At 39.6% G+C, this 14,268-nt stretch carries 11 protein-coding genes, 1 pseudogene and 3 riboswitches; all 12 genes and pseudogenes read left to right on the top strand.

Going from position 1 to position 14,268, the window contains the following annotated elements; genetic code table 11:
• Positions 1–230: 230 nt before the first annotated feature.
• Positions 231–330, top strand: a riboswitch (glycine riboswitch).
• A 3-nt stretch (positions 331–333) separates the two neighbouring features.
• Positions 334–390, top strand: a riboswitch (glycine riboswitch).
• Positions 391–638: 248 nt separating this feature from the next.
• Positions 639–2,018, top strand: a complete 1,380-nt coding sequence (locus tag ACQKFG_RS18085) for an amino acid permease (protein ID WP_377411405.1) — start codon at positions 639–641, stop codon at positions 2,016–2,018.
• Between the two features lie 329 nt (positions 2,019–2,347).
• A riboswitch (glycine riboswitch) is annotated at positions 2,348–2,453 on the top strand.
• 173 nt (positions 2,454–2,626) lie between these two features.
• Positions 2,627–3,877 carry a serine hydroxymethyltransferase gene (gene glyA, locus ACQKFG_RS18080; RefSeq protein WP_427561304.1) on the top strand — a complete coding sequence of 417 codons (1,251 nt, stop codon included), beginning with the start codon at positions 2,627–2,629 and terminating at the stop codon, positions 3,875–3,877.
• A gap of 134 nt (positions 3,878–4,011) precedes the next feature.
• Positions 4,012–5,121, top strand: coding sequence for a glycine cleavage system aminomethyltransferase GcvT (gcvT, locus tag ACQKFG_RS18075; protein ID WP_427561301.1), 1,110 nt, complete (start codon positions 4,012–4,014; stop codon positions 5,119–5,121).
• 162 nt (positions 5,122–5,283) lie between these two features.
• Positions 5,284–5,679, top strand: coding sequence for a glycine cleavage system protein GcvH (gene gcvH / locus ACQKFG_RS18070; RefSeq protein ID WP_098372267.1), 396 nt, complete (start codon positions 5,284–5,286; stop codon positions 5,677–5,679).
• 1 nt (position 5,680) lies between these two features.
• Positions 5,681–7,033, top strand: coding sequence for an aminomethyl-transferring glycine dehydrogenase subunit GcvPA (gene gcvPA / locus ACQKFG_RS18065; protein ID WP_427561297.1), 1,353 nt, complete (start codon positions 5,681–5,683; stop codon positions 7,031–7,033).
• Positions 7,026–8,510 (top strand): aminomethyl-transferring glycine dehydrogenase subunit GcvPB, encoded by a 1,485-nt coding sequence (gcvPB, locus tag ACQKFG_RS18060; protein ID WP_192204793.1) that lies wholly within the window; start codon positions 7,026–7,028, stop codon positions 8,508–8,510. Before gcvPA ends, gcvPB begins: the two co-directional genes overlap by 8 nt.
• 248 nt (positions 8,511–8,758) lie before the next feature.
• Positions 8,759–9,637, top strand: coding sequence for a lipoyl synthase (lipA, locus tag ACQKFG_RS18055; protein WP_427561293.1), 879 nt, complete (start codon positions 8,759–8,761; stop codon positions 9,635–9,637).
• Between the two features lie 39 nt (positions 9,638–9,676).
• Complete coding sequence (locus ACQKFG_RS18050) at positions 9,677–9,988, top strand: iron-sulfur cluster biosynthesis family protein (RefSeq protein WP_349730151.1); 312 nt, start codon at positions 9,677–9,679, stop codon at positions 9,986–9,988.
• Positions 9,989–10,100: 112 nt separating this feature from the next.
• Entirely contained in the window at positions 10,101–11,498 is a 1,398-nt protein-coding gene (gene lpdA / locus ACQKFG_RS18045; RefSeq protein ID WP_427561289.1) for a dihydrolipoyl dehydrogenase, read from the top strand.
• Between the two features lie 313 nt (positions 11,499–11,811).
• Positions 11,812–12,681, top strand: a complete 870-nt coding sequence (purU, locus tag ACQKFG_RS18040; protein WP_427561286.1) for a formyltetrahydrofolate deformylase — start codon at positions 11,812–11,814, stop codon at positions 12,679–12,681.
• A 694-nt stretch (positions 12,682–13,375) separates the two neighbouring features.
• Entirely contained in the window at positions 13,376–14,038 is a 663-nt protein-coding gene (sdaAB, locus tag ACQKFG_RS18035; protein WP_427561283.1) for an L-serine ammonia-lyase, iron-sulfur-dependent subunit beta, read from the top strand.
• Between the two features lie 40 nt (positions 14,039–14,078).
• Positions 14,079–14,268, top strand: a pseudogene (locus ACQKFG_RS18030) (L-serine ammonia-lyase, iron-sulfur-dependent, subunit alpha); the annotation flags it as partial.

Genomic DNA, 14,268 nt, shown 5'->3' with positions numbered 1-14,268 from the left:
AATGTAAAAATGTTTCGCTTATACATAAGCTTGTTTGGGATTCCTTGCGACATAGAAAAGCTGCTATAAGCTTGTTTTTTCGTAGCTAATAACTTCAAATTATACACTGTTCATAAAGTTCAAACTTGTCCATATTTAATTATCAGAAAATAGAGCCTTTTCAGAAAATAATTGAAATATCCATTAAAACCCGATAATATACAACTAGTAGTACAACTCTATACCAGCGGATGAAGATTGTGGGAGAGACTAAACATTGTTTAGCACCGAAGGAGCAAACCCTAAAAAGCAGGGGACTAATCTCTCAGGTAAAAGGACTACAATTGGACGCGTCTCTGAAGAGAGCCATAGGCCACCGAAGGAGTTAAACTCTCAGGTAAAAGGACAGAGGAAGTTAGGAAAATCCCTATCTTTCCTCTGTCTTTTTTTGTACTTGGAAAGATAAAAAGAGAGGAGAGTGCATGGAGATATGTAGATAAATGAGTCTATCCTTAAACTATATCTAGCACCTGCTAAGAAAGCGCTTACAGTGATAGAGCAGTCTCCCAGTGTGCTAATAATTCACACTAATTGAAGGACTGAACCTTTATAAGGAAAAAATTCCAAGTAGCCTATAAAAGTAGAAAGTGGGGAATCGTATGCAGGAACAAAAGTTGGATAGAGGGTTAAAAAACAGGCACGTACAACTCATAGCTATTGGTGGTGCAATCGGAACGGGATTATTTCTTGGAGCAGGAAAATCTATTCATTTAGCTGGACCATCAATTCTATTTGCTTACATGATTACAGGCATCATTTGTTTTTTAATCATGCGCGCACTTGGAGAACTACTCTTATCTAATTTGAACTATCATTCCTTTGTTGACTTTGTAAGAGACTATTTAGGTAATATGGCAGCATTTGTAACCGGCTGGACATACTGGTTCTGCTGGATTTCAATCGCAATGGCCGACTTAACAGCAGTTGGACTTTATACTCAGTATTGGTTTCCCTCCGTACCGCAGTGGATGCCTGGATTAATTGCACTAGTCATTCTGCTATTTATGAATCTTGCAACCGTAAAACTTTTTGGCGAAATGGAATTCTGGTTCGCATTAATTAAGGTCATAGCTATTCTAGCATTAATTGTTATCGGTATTTTCATGATTATTAAAGGCTTTTCCACTGATTCAGGCGCAGCAAGTTTCACGAATCTATGGAGTCACGAGGGTATGTTCCCAAATGGAATAAATGGTTTTGTCCTCTCATTCCAGATGGTAGTGTTTGCGTTTGTGGGCATTGAACTTGTAGGACTTACAGCAGGTGAAACAGAAGATCCAGAAAAAGTTATCCCCAAGGCGATCAATAATATTCCTATTCGGATTATAATTTTCTACATTGGAGCACTTATTGTCATTATGAGTGTTTATCCATGGAACGCAATCATCCCAACGGAAAGCCCATTCGTTCAAGTATTTGTGGCTGTAGGTATTGCTGGAGCTGCTGGTATCGTTAATTTTGTCGTCCTAACATCGGCTGCTTCGGCATGTAACAGCGCAATCTTCAGTACAAGCCGGATGGTATACTCACTTGCCAAAGATAAAAATGCACCTGTACCGTTTGCAAAACTTAATGACCGTAAAGTACCTTCCAATGCATTGTTCTTTTCAACTGTTGTCATTTTAATTTCTGTTGTATTGAATTATTTAATGCCTGAAGGCGTATTTACCTTGATTACAAGTATTTCTACCGTATGTTTCATCTTTATTTGGGGAATTACAGTCATCAGTCATTTGAAATACCGTAAAACAAGACCAGATCTAGTGAAAAAGAACAAATTTAAATTACCACTTTATCCAATTTCCAATTACTTGATCCTTGCTTTCCTGGCATTCGTCCTTGTTGTTCTTGCACTTGCGGACGACACTCGTGTTGCCTTATTCGTTACTCCTGTTTGGTTCATTCTGCTGATTGCGATTTATAAGATGCGCATAACGAAGGTGGATCAGGCGAATCAGAGAGAGGTAGCGGGGAATTAAGAGGCAAGAAATCCTTTGATTCTATTTGCTGTGTTTGTACAGATAGTTGCTGCTCCATTTTTTCCAACTCGGTGAGTAAAAAATCTGCCCGTTTTAAAAAGCCAAAGATATCTGGTTGATTCTATGATAATTCGAAATAAATATTTTAGAATAGTATTGTTAGCGCTTTCAAAAATGCTTGACATTATTATTCTCAACAACTATTCTAAATGTACCAAATTGAATAAGCGGATGACAGTTGTGGGAGAGTGCAAAGCGACAAGCCACCGAAGGAGCAAGTTCCAAAAAGACCCTTGGAACAAATCTCTCAGGTAGATGGAACCACAAATGGACGCACCTCTGGAGAGCGCGTATAAACACATACGCCACCAAAGGGGAAAGGCTCTATTTAAAAAATGGAGCTAAACTCTCAGGTAAAAGGACAGAGAAGGGTAGAGAACGCTACGACCCTTTTCTGTCCTTTTTTGCGTGCAAAAAAGGTTGTAAAGCATACTGTTTTTAGCAGTTTTCATAGAAAAGCAGGTCTGTAGCGGGAAAGAGCACCATATTGGGATTGGTAATTATGTAAAAATTCTGAATTTACAAAAATGTCCGGGAGGGAAAATGAAATGAGTTTACAACAAAATGATTCAACCATTTTTGAAGCGATTGAGAAAGAAGGACAACGTCAACATCAAACACTGGAATTGATTGCATCAGAAAATTTTGTTAGCCCAGATGTATTAGAGGCAATGGGAAGCGTGATGACAAATAAATATGCAGAAGGTTATCCAGGAAAGCGCTATTATGGTGGGTGTGAATTTGTCGATGTGGCAGAACAAACGGCCATTGAGCGTCTAACAAAGCTTTTTGGTGCCAAATATGCAAATGTTCAGCCTCACTCAGGTGCACAAGCCAATTTCGCAGTTTTTTTCGCACTCCTTCAGCCTGGTGATAAGGTGATGGGAATGAACCTTTCACATGGTGGCCACCTAACTCATGGAAGTCCAGTCAGCGTTTCAGGAAAATGGTTTGAAGTTGTGTCTTATGGAGTTAGAGAAGATACTCAGTTAATTGATTATGATGAGTTGGAAGCTATCGCAAAGAAAGAACAACCTAAATTGATTATTGCAGGAACAAGTGCCTATCCAAGAACGATTAATTTTGCACGATTTAGAGAAATTGCCGATCAAGTTGGTGCAAAACTTATGGTGGATATGGCTCATATAGCCGGGCTGGTAGCTACTGGTCTTCACCCATCCCCAATCCCATATGCGGATGTTGTGACAAGTACAACTCATAAAACATTAAGAGGACCTCGGGGGGGCATCATTTTAACGAACGATGAAGTAATTAACAAAGCGATTAATAAATCCGTATTCCCAGGAATTCAAGGCGGTCCACTTATGCATATCATTGCAGCAAAAGCAGTTGCATTCAACGAAGCTTTACAACCAAGCTTTAAGGATTATGCGAAACAAGTCATTGAAAATGCTGCAACACTTGGCGAAACATTAAAAAATGAAGGTGCAGCACTTGTTTCTGGTGGAACAGATAATCATATTGTCCTTTTAGATTTGCGTCCGTGGAATTTAACAGGAAAAGAAGCGGAGAAATTATTGGAAGACGCAGGCATTACCGTGAATAAAAATACGATTCCCTATGATCCAGAAAAGCCATTTGTTACGAGCGGTATCCGAATGGGGACAGCAGCTTTAACAACTCGAGGCATGAAGAGGGAAGAGATGGTGAAAATTGGTGAAGTGATTGCAACTGTTCTAAAGAGTAAAGGGAATAAAGACGTCCTTCAGAAAGCAAGAGATACAACCAAAGAGATTTGTGATGTTTATCCGTTATTTCAACAGCCAACTACTGTGTAAATAAAGGGGCAGCTTAATGGAATTATGCCTTTGCTGAAAACTGAGCAACTGCCATGGCAGCGAGATACTACTAGCAATAAAAAAAACTTTAACAGTTGAACTATTTTGCAGAAAATCATAATTGGGGGTAAAACATGGGTATTGAAACAGCATTAAAGCAAACACCGCTTTTTGAAGTATATAAAAAATACGGAGCAAAAGTTATAAATTTTGGTGGCTGGGCTCTACCGGTTCAATTTACCAGCATTTTAGAAGAGCATGAAGCTGTTCGAACTGAAGCAGGACTTTTTGATGTTTCTCATATGGGAGAAGTGCTTGTGGAAGGGAAAGATGCCGAGAGTTATATTAACTACCTTGTTACAAACGATGTAACAAAGCTTGGCATCAATCAAGCACAGTATACAGCAATGTGTTATCCAGACGGTGGAACGGTCGATGATTTATTAGTTTATAAATTAGGGAATGAAAAATATTTACTTGTCATTAATGCTGCAAACATTGAGAAAGATTACGAATGGATGAAGCAGCATGTAAAAGGAGAGATGGAGCTCCAAAATATTTCGGAGGACATCGCTCAGCTTGCCATCCAAGGACCAAAGGCAGAAAGCATTTTGCAAAAGTTAACGGAAATTGATTTATCAGAAATTGGTTCATTTAAATTCGCCCAACACGTCAACATCTCGGGGATTTCCGACGTACTTGTATCCCGTACAGGTTACACAGGAGAAAATGGATATGAGCTTTATTTATCTGCAGACAAAGCGGTAGCACTTTGGGAAAAGCTCTTAGAAACAGGAGCCACGAGTGGATTAAAACCATGCGGACTTGGTGCACGGGACACGCTTCGGCTGGAAGCACGTCTTGCACTCTATGGCCAAGAACTAAGTAACGATATCAGCCCGCTTGAAGCAGGAATCGGCTTTGTCGTAAAGACGAACAAAGAAAGTGACTTTATCGGAAAATCTGCTCTTACAAAACAAAAAGAAACTGGATTAAAACGAAAATTAGTAGGGATTGAAGTAACAGGCCGGGGGATTCCGCGTAATGGTTACAAGGTAATTTCTAAAGATGGAGAGGAAATTGGTATTGTTACATCAGGAACACAATCACCATCTTTGAAGAAAAGCTTAGGTCTTGCCTTGGTATCAGCCGATCAAGCTGAAGTGGGGACACCGATAAAAGTGGAAATCCGAAATAAACAGATTGAAGCCGTTATTGTTAATGCACCATTCTACAAAAGGTAAGCGGAAATATTTTAATAGAGTTATCGTGTAGTTTTCATGAGTCGATATCCGTTACCTTGCATACAGCCTAAAATCGACTACCTAAGAGCAAAATTACCTAAATTATATTCTGAATTATGGGAATAGTTAAAAAGAAAAAAGAAAAGAAAAGGGGAAAATACAATGACGAAATTATTATCAAGTTTTCGATATAGCAAAGAACATGAGTGGGTGCAACAATTAGAAGGAAACCGTGTTCGTATTGGAATCTCTGATTATGCACAAAAAGCGTTAGGTGATATCGTCTTTGTTGAAAATCCAGCGATTGATGATGAAGTAACGGTCAATGAATCGATGGGAACGATCGAGTCTGTTAAAGCAGTTTCCGAACTTTACTCACCTGTTTCAGGGACCGTAGTTACTGTAAACGAAGAGTTAGAAGGCGCTCCAGAGACGATTAACGAGCATCCATTTGAAGCAGGGTGGTTAGTTGAAGTAGAAATGTCCAATCCAGAAGAATTAGACTCACTTCTAAACGAAGATGAGTATCAAGCATTTACTAATGAAGGAGAGGAATAATATGACAGCCACTTATAGATACCTTCCTGATACGAAACAAGACCAAGACGAGATGCTCACATTTTTAAATATTTCTTCTATAGATGAGTTATTTGAAGATATTCCAGCTGAAATCAGCCTGCAGGGAGAGCTAAACATCCCAATGGCGGTTCCTGAACCGCTGCTTGTGAAAAAAATGAACCAGCTTGCTACAAAAAACAAAAATGCGAATCATTACCCGACTTTCCTAGGCGCGGGTACATATGATCACTACATTCCAAGTGTGGTAAACCATATGATTTCACGCTCCGAATTTTACACAGCCTATACACCTTACCAACCGGAAATCAGTCAAGGTGAATTACAAGCAATTTTTGAATTTCAAACGATGGTCTGTGAGTTGACAGGAATGGATGTGGCTAACTCTTCCATGTACGATGGTTTTACATCGCTTGCAGAAGCTGCATCACTTGCTGTTGCGGCTACGAGACGTTCGAAAGTTCTTGTTTCCAAAGCGGTACATCCTGAATCCCGTGCTATTTTACATACAGTAGCAGGTGGTCCGGGATACACAGCTGAGGAAGTAAACCTAGCTGATGAGATTACAGATTTAGGGAAGCTGCAAGAACAAATAGATAATGACACTGCTGCCGTAATTGTTCAATATCCAAATTTCTTCGGTTCCATTGAGGATATAAAAGCAATTAAGAAAATTGCGGAAGAAAAAGGTGCCCTTTTAATCGTAAGCGCCAATCCTCTTGCACTAGCACTATTGCAGGCACCTGGGAAACTTGGGGCAGATATTGTGATCGGTGATATGCAGCCATTAGGAATCCCGATGTCCTTTGGCGGTCCACACTGCGGCTATTTTGCGGTAAATAAAAAACTCATGCGCAAAATCCCAGGACGAATTGTAGGCCAAACAGCAGATGAAAAAGGACAGCGTGGATTTGTGTTAACACTTCAAGCACGTGAACAGCATATTCGCCGTGATAAAGCCTCATCGAATATTTGTTCCAACCAGGCATTAAATGCTCTTGCCTCTTCTATTTGCATGACATCACTTGGAAAGCAAGGGATTCGTCAAATGGCACAGCTAAACATTGAGAAAGCTGATTACATGGCGAAAACTCTAGAACAGAAGGGCTATACCATAATCAATGAGGCACCATTCTTCAATGAGTTTATAGTCGAGCTTCCTCGTTCGGTAAAGGAAATCAATGCAAAACTTCTTAAGGCGGGTATTATCGGTGGATTTGATTTAGAAAGTGATTACGGTTTTGAAAACAAAATGCTGCTAGCTGTGACTGAGCAGCGAACAAAAGAAGAAATTGACCAATTTGTTGATGCTTTGGAGGCGATTTTTAATGGTTGAATATAATGAGTTGATTTTTGAAATAAGTCGTCCAGGACGGGTAGGTTCAAGTATTCCGGATAGTGACGTTGACTATGTTGATATAAATGAAAAATTTCCAAAGCATTTAATTCGTGACGAACCTGCTGAGCTGCCAGAAGTATCAGAGTTGCAGCTTGTCCGCCATTACACAGCGCTCTCTAATAAAAACCATGGAATCGATAATGGATTCTATCCACTGGGTTCTTGCACGATGAAGTACAATCCGAAAATAAATGAAGATGTGGCACGGCTGGAAGGCTTTAGCCGCATTCATCCCTATCAGCCCGTTGAAACAGTACAAGGTGCATTAGAAGTTTTATATGAATTACAGGAAGAGCTAGCCGTCATTACAGGAATGGATGCTGTAACATTACAGCCATCCGCAGGGGCTCAAGGGGAATGGACAGGTTTAATGATGGTTAAGGCGTATCATGCTGAAAAAGGTGAAACCAGAACGAAAGTACTTGTTCCAGACTCAGCGCACGGTACAAATCCTGCAAGTGCAAGTGTTGCTGGTTTTCAAACGATCACGATTCCATCCGATAAAAATGGATTAGTTGACCTAGAAGAATTAAAGAAACATGTAGGATCTGATACAGCTGCGCTAATGTTGACGAATCCGAATACCCTTGGACTTTTTGAAAAAGAAATTGTGGAAATCGCTCAGGTTGTTCATGAAGCAGGGGGGCTATTATATTATGACGGAGCGAATGCCAATGCCATTTTAGGAAAAACAACACCAGGTCAAATGGGCTTTGACATTGTGCACTTAAATCTTCACAAAACATTTACGACTCCTCATGGAGGTGGCGGTCCAGGTGCAGGTCCTGTCGGTGTGAAAGAGAAACTTACTCCATACTTGCCAGTTCCGCGCATAGAAAAAGAAGGTGAAAAATATGTGCTGAACGCTAATTATTCGCACTCTATCGGAAGGGTAAAGGGGTATTATGGAAACTTCGGAATTCTCCTGCGGGCGTATACTTATATTCGCACGATGGGGCCTGTTGGGCTTCGCCAAGTGTCGGAAAGTGCTGTGCTTCATGCTAATTACCTTCGTAAAAGATTGGAGCCATTCTTTGAAGCGCCATATTTACAAATTTGCAAGCATGAATTTGTCCTATCCGGATCCAGGCAGAAAAAGCTAGGTGTAAGAACGCTTGATATAGCAAAACGCCTGCTAGATTTCGGCTACCATCCGCCGACCATCTATTTCCCGTTAAATGTTGAGGAATGTTTGATGATTGAACCGACAGAAACAGAGTCGAAAGAAACACTCGATGCATTTGCGGAGGTCATGATTACAATTGCCAAAGAAGTGGAAGAAAACCCAGGGGTTGTTTTAGAAGCACCACATACTACAGTGATTGGGCGATTGGATGAGGTCCAAGCAGCTAGACAACCTATCTTGCGTTACTCCAAAGAAAAAGTAGTAGAGGAAGCAACGGTAACGTCATAATTGAATGTTTGAATGAACATGAACCACCAAGGATGAATATTAAGACAAGAATCTCAATATTTCATACAAGGTGGTTTCATTTAAGCGTGCTTATAAAGGATGAAAAAAGTGCCAAGAGGTGCAAGGAGAAAATAGTCTTGAGAACTAAAAAGACAGAGCAAAGAAGAAACTCTATCGGTCTTTTTTTTTAGGCGTATGGAACCTCTTTAAAGCTAAAATTACATCTGCTCATAGGAGTGAGAAATAAAATGTCCACCACTGATCTTCGTAAACCAGAATGGCTTAAAATTAAATTAAATACAAATGAACAATATACAGGCTTAAAGAAAATGATGCGTGAAAAAAAACTTCATACTGTTTGTGAAGAAGCAAGATGTCCTAATATTCATGAATGCTGGGCGGTACGAAAAACGGCAACTTTCATGATTTTAGGAAGTGTTTGTACCCGAGCTTGCAGGTTCTGTGCAGTTCAAACAGGGCTGCCATCAGAACTTGATTGGGAAGAGCCCGAACGTGTCGCAGAATCAGTAAAGCAAATGAACCTAAAACATGTGGTGATTACCGCTGTTGCTCGCGATGATTTAAAAGACGGCGGAGCAAAGGTATTTGCAGAAACTGTAAAAGCAGTGAGGCGGCAAAATCCATTTTGCAGCATTGAAGTTCTCCCCTCAGATCTGAATGGGGAATATGACAGCTTAAAAACATTAATGGATACAAGGCCAGACATTTTGAATCACAACATTGAAACAGTAAAACGCTTATCCCAAAAAGTTCGTGCACGTGCAACATACGAACGTTCATTAGAGTTTTTAAGGCGGGCAAAGCTAATGAATTCCACTATCCCTACGAAATCAAGCATTATGATTGGTCTAGGTGAAACAAAAGAAGAAATTATGGAAACAATGGATGATCTTCGTGCTAACGATGTAGACATCATGACTATTGGTCAATATTTACAGCCTACTAAACGACATTTGAAGGTCGTAAAATATTGGAGTCCAGAAGAGTTTGAAGAACTGAAAAACATTGCCATGTCAAAAGGGTTTAGTCATTGCGAAGCCGGTCCGCTTGTTCGCTCCTCCTATCATGCTGATGAACAAGTTCGTGCAACTAAGGTTAATGCATGATCATTTTTTCAACAAACCATTAAGAAAGGGGAGAAAGAGATGATAGACAAAATAAAGATAACAGAGGCAGCTATGAATAAACTAAAGGAAATGACATGTAAGTGTGCGCAAATTCCTCGCATTGACGCTGATATTGCCGGCGGCTGCGGGGTGTCGGTGAAGTTCTCCCTCTTATTGGACGAGCCCCGCAGAAACGATGTATTTATTGAATATGAGGGAATTCAGCTTAGATTAGATCATTTTACAAAACGCTATTTAGATGAAGAAACACAAATTGATTATAAAGAAGATTGTGGCTTTATTGTTGGAGAAGGCTTTGCATCCAATGCATGTGCCATTGAAATAAATTAAAGTATCATGATCGTTTACCTATTAATAGAATAAATGGTGCTTAATAAGTTAGTTGTTTTCTTAGACTATCCATATGTCTCTATGGTTATGAAAACAAGGGGGGAAGTATTGGGTGAATCAAAAATATGACGTTGTTATCATCGGTGGCGGCACCGGTGGATATGTTGCGGCCATTCGTGCGTCTCAATTAGGATTAAAAACGGCGGTAGTTGAACAAGGTAAACTTGGTGGAACATGCCTTCATGCAGGTTGTATTCCTAGTAAAGCATTATTAAGAAGTGCAGAGGTATATTCGAATGCAAAAAATGCAGAAAAATTTGGTGTTATTGCACCTGAAGTTGGACTGGACTTCTCAAAGGTACAGGCTAGGAAAGAAGAAATTACTGAACGCTTATTTAAAGGTGTACAACATCTAATGAAAAAAGGGAAAATAGATGTGTTTGAAGGGAAAGGGAGTATTTTACAGTCGAGAGATGTTTTAGTGAGATTGAATAATGATGAACGGGAAACAATATTAAGCTCTCGAAATATTTTAATAGCTACAGGATCTCGTCCAAGGACATTACCCGGCCTAGAAGCAGATGGCGAATATGTGATGACATCGGATGAAGCGCTACAAATGAAAGAGCTCCCAAATTCCATCATTATTGTCGGCGGCGGTGTTATTGGAATAGAATGGGCTTCCATGCTTATTGACTTTGGATTAGAAGTGACTGTGATTGAGTATGCCGAGCGCATTTTACCGATGGAAGATAAAGATATTTCAAAGGAAGTACAGCGACTAATGAAGAAAAAAGGTGTGAAAATCGTAACAGGGGCAAAGGTGCTTCCAGAATCGTTAGAAAAAGGTGACGGTGTCTCTATAAAGGCGGAATATAAAGGAAAAGACACGTCATTTTCAGCAGAAAAATTATTAGTATCTGTCGGAAGATTAGCAAACATAGAAGGCATTCACCTTGAAAATACCAAAGTCGAAGTCGAACGTGTGATTCAAACAAATGAGTATTATCAAACGAATGAGCCAAACATTTATGCAATTGGAGATGTGATTGGAGGATTACAGCTTGCACATGTTGCTTCACATGAAGGGATCATCGCCATTGAACATATGGCAGGAGAAAAACCAGTGCCACTTGATCAATCTCTTGTTTCCAAATGCATATATAGTAACCCGGAGGTAGCTAGTGTTGGATTAACAGAAGAGGAAGCGAAGGAGATGGGGTATCAAGTAAAAACAGGGAAGTTCTCCTTCCGTGCGATTGGAAAGGCTCTTGTTTTTGGTGAATCAGACGGTTTTGTCAAACTCGTTGTTGAAGAAGAATCTAGTAAGTTGTTAGGAGCACATATGGTTGGGCCGCATGTAACAGATATGATTTCGGAAGCTGGTCTTGCACGAGTATTAAATGCAACAGCTATGGATATTGCGCATACGATACACCCTCACCCTACATTAGCGGAAGCAATTGGGGAAGCTGCCCTAGCAGTATATGGTAAGGAAATACACTCATAGATATAAAGGATAGTAAAAGAAGAGTTGAATACTTCTTCCTTCATGGGGGATGGCGAACCATTTGATGTGGGAGAAGCAAGGTATCAAGTAGTATCACTATAAAAACTGGTGATGTGAAATCATGGAAGGAAAACCGTCATGTCAGTAAAAAAATTTTAAGGTTCGCCCTCCCTCACCGTAGTTCAAGATTGCTAGAAATGAAATTGTAGTAACGGTATTGTTCGGACACCTATAGCGGTTGAGTTAGCCATCATTCTGAATTCGAAAGTTTTTACATATTTTTATTACAAATCTAAAGGATGGTGAGAGTCCATTGTATCAAGTAGTGAATGTTAATCGTGCTAAATTATTAATATCTTGTCCAGAGAAACCAGGTATTATCTCGGCCGTATCTAACCTTTTATTAGAAAACAGAGCAAATGTTGTTCATTTTGACCAACATACTACGGATCCACAAGCTGGTATGTTTTTTATGAGAATCGAATTTGATTTAAACGACTTTGATGCTTCCTATGCAAAACTGGAAGAGGACTTACATGTGCTAGCCCAGGCTTATGCGATGGAATGGAGCTTAAGCGGCAATAATAAAAGAAAACGAATGGCTATCTTTGTATCCAAAATGGATCACTGTCTTATGGAGCTTATATGGCGTTGGAAATCGAATGAACTTCCAGTGGAAATTCCGATGGTGATCAGTAATCATCCTGATTTTAAAAAAATAGTAGAAAGTTATGGCATACCATATTATCATATTCCTTTAGCTCATGAAACGAAGCAACAAGCAGAACAGAAAGCAATAGGTCTATTGAAAGGGAAAGTAGACTTTATTGCCTTGGCTAGATATATGCAAATTCTTTCCCCTGCCTTTGTATCGGAGTTCCCAAATCAAATTATTAACATTCATCATTCTTTCTTACCGGCGTTTGTCGGTGCTAATCCTTATGCGAGGGCCTATAACCGTGGTGTAAAGTTAATTGGGGCAACTGCTCATTATGTTACGAATGATCTTGATGAAGGACCCATTATTCAGCAAGATGTAAAGCGGGTTAATCATAGACATACAATCGAAGAATTAAAGGTTACCGGAAGTCATGTGGAAAGACAGGTTCTTGCCCAAGCTGTTTCTTGGCATATTGAAGACAGAGTTATTATTCATGGTAATAAAACAATCGTGTTTGAGTGAATACAATATTATGATGCTTTAAAGATAGGAGATAAACTTTACACTATTTTTAGAGATTTTCCCCACTAATTCTATTAGAACAGACAAAACCCTCGACCTTGTGAGTATTTTGTCATATCTCAAACAGGACATCATTACTATTTATTCCTATATTAATGCCACATTTCAATCTCTATTATAATTGAAATAATTCCATAAAGGGTTTGCCTTCGTTTACCTAAACGAATAACAGCTTGATTTATTTTGTGCATTTGTTGATTGAGCCGATTCACTGCTAATTTCGGAGGATTATAAATATAAACAAGCATTATAAGTTCGAAATGTACTTTATCTTTTTCGCCTGTTCGATAACTGAAATTATTATTAGTTGAATAAACTCTTTTTTTAGCATTGACGCACTCAACGGCCGTTCTCGTCTTGTAAAGCTTTTTCCCTGCTTCTGACCCATAATGTAACCGGGGCAGCCACACCAATCACAGGGTTTGGAGTTTTGTACGAATTCAATGATCCTGTAAAGGTGACTTATCACAGCTGGGTTATGTACAAGTTGTGGGGGATTCGGTAGGTTTCCTTGGCTTAATCGTATCAAAATTAAAAGATTAGGCCCTTTCACGAATAAGGGCGAAAGAAGAACAAATAGCGGCATAAAGAAGACGGTTAAACAAATCTTTTCCCAGAAAAGGGGCATTACACGATGAAATACAGATCTGCATTCGATATAATCGGTCCCGTCATGATTGGACCTTCAAGCTCACATACAGCAGGAGCTGCCAGAATTGGCAGAGTAGCACGGACATTATTCGGAAAGCAACCGAAGAAAGCCATCATTTCTTTATATGGTTCTTTTGCAAAAACATACAGGGGACACGGTACGGATGTCGCTGTCGTAGGCGGGATATTGGATTTTGATACGGATGATGAACGAATCCCTGCTTCTTTAACGATAGCGGAAGAAGCCGGCATGGAAGTTACCTTTACAATCGAGGATACGGTGATGGATCATCCTAATACAGTCAAGATCAAGCTGTTCGACGAAGATAAGGAATTGGAACTTGTTGGGATCTCGATTGGCGGCGGAACGATAGAAATAACGGAATTGAATACGTTCAAGCTTAAATTGTCGGGTGAAAACCCAGCTATTTTAGTCGTGCATAACGATGTGTTTGGAATCATATCTTCCGTTTCGACAGTATTGGCGAATCATGAAATTAACATTGGACATATGGAAGTTTCACGAAAAGAAAAAGGTCACATGGCCCTCATGGTGATTGAAGTCGATCAGAAAATCAAGGGTGATGTCATGAAGGAAATTGAAGGATTGGAAAACGTGTCGCAAGTCATAAGGATGGTTGAATGATAAACATTAAAAGTGTTGGCATAGATATGGAGGTAAAAACATGTTCCGAAATGTAGCAGAGTTGGTTGAACTTGCTGAAAGTAAAAAAGTAAAAATCGCGGAAATCATGATTTTACAAGAAATGGAATTCTCGAACCTGTCCAGAGAACAGATCATTGAAAAGATGGACAGGAATTTGACAGTGATGGAACAAGCGGTGGAAAGAGGCCTGAAAGGTGTGCAATCCGTTA

The organism is Peribacillus sp. NPDC076916 (assembly GCF_050269675.1).
GTDB lineage: Bacteria > Bacillota > Bacilli > Bacillales > DSM-1321 > Peribacillus > Peribacillus aracenensis.
The sequence above is the reverse complement of the archived record's forward strand: the minus strand, read 5'-3'. Positions and strand labels throughout refer to the sequence as shown.

Bases quoted from the DNA above. Each gene is read 5' to 3' on its own strand.
- gcvPB (WP_192204793.1), top strand. From the start codon at position 7,026: ATGGTTGAATATAATGAGTTGATTTTTGAAATAAGTCGTCCAGGACGG.
- sdaAB (WP_427561283.1), top strand. From the start codon at position 13,376: ATGAAATACAGATCTGCATTCGATATAATCGGTCCCGTCATGATTGGA.
- ACQKFG_RS18085 (WP_377411405.1), top strand. From the start codon at position 639: ATGCAGGAACAAAAGTTGGATAGAGGGTTAAAAAACAGGCACGTACAA.
- lipA (WP_427561293.1), top strand. From the start codon at position 8,759: ATGTCCACCACTGATCTTCGTAAACCAGAATGGCTTAAAATTAAATTA.
- glyA (WP_427561304.1), top strand. From the start codon at position 2,627: ATGAGTTTACAACAAAATGATTCAACCATTTTTGAAGCGATTGAGAAA.
- gcvT (WP_427561301.1), top strand. From the start codon at position 4,012: ATGGGTATTGAAACAGCATTAAAGCAAACACCGCTTTTTGAAGTATAT.
- ACQKFG_RS18050 (WP_349730151.1), top strand. From the start codon at position 9,677: ATGATAGACAAAATAAAGATAACAGAGGCAGCTATGAATAAACTAAAG.
- gcvH (WP_098372267.1), top strand. From the start codon at position 5,284: ATGACGAAATTATTATCAAGTTTTCGATATAGCAAAGAACATGAGTGG.
- gcvPA (WP_427561297.1), top strand. From the start codon at position 5,681: ATGACAGCCACTTATAGATACCTTCCTGATACGAAACAAGACCAAGAC.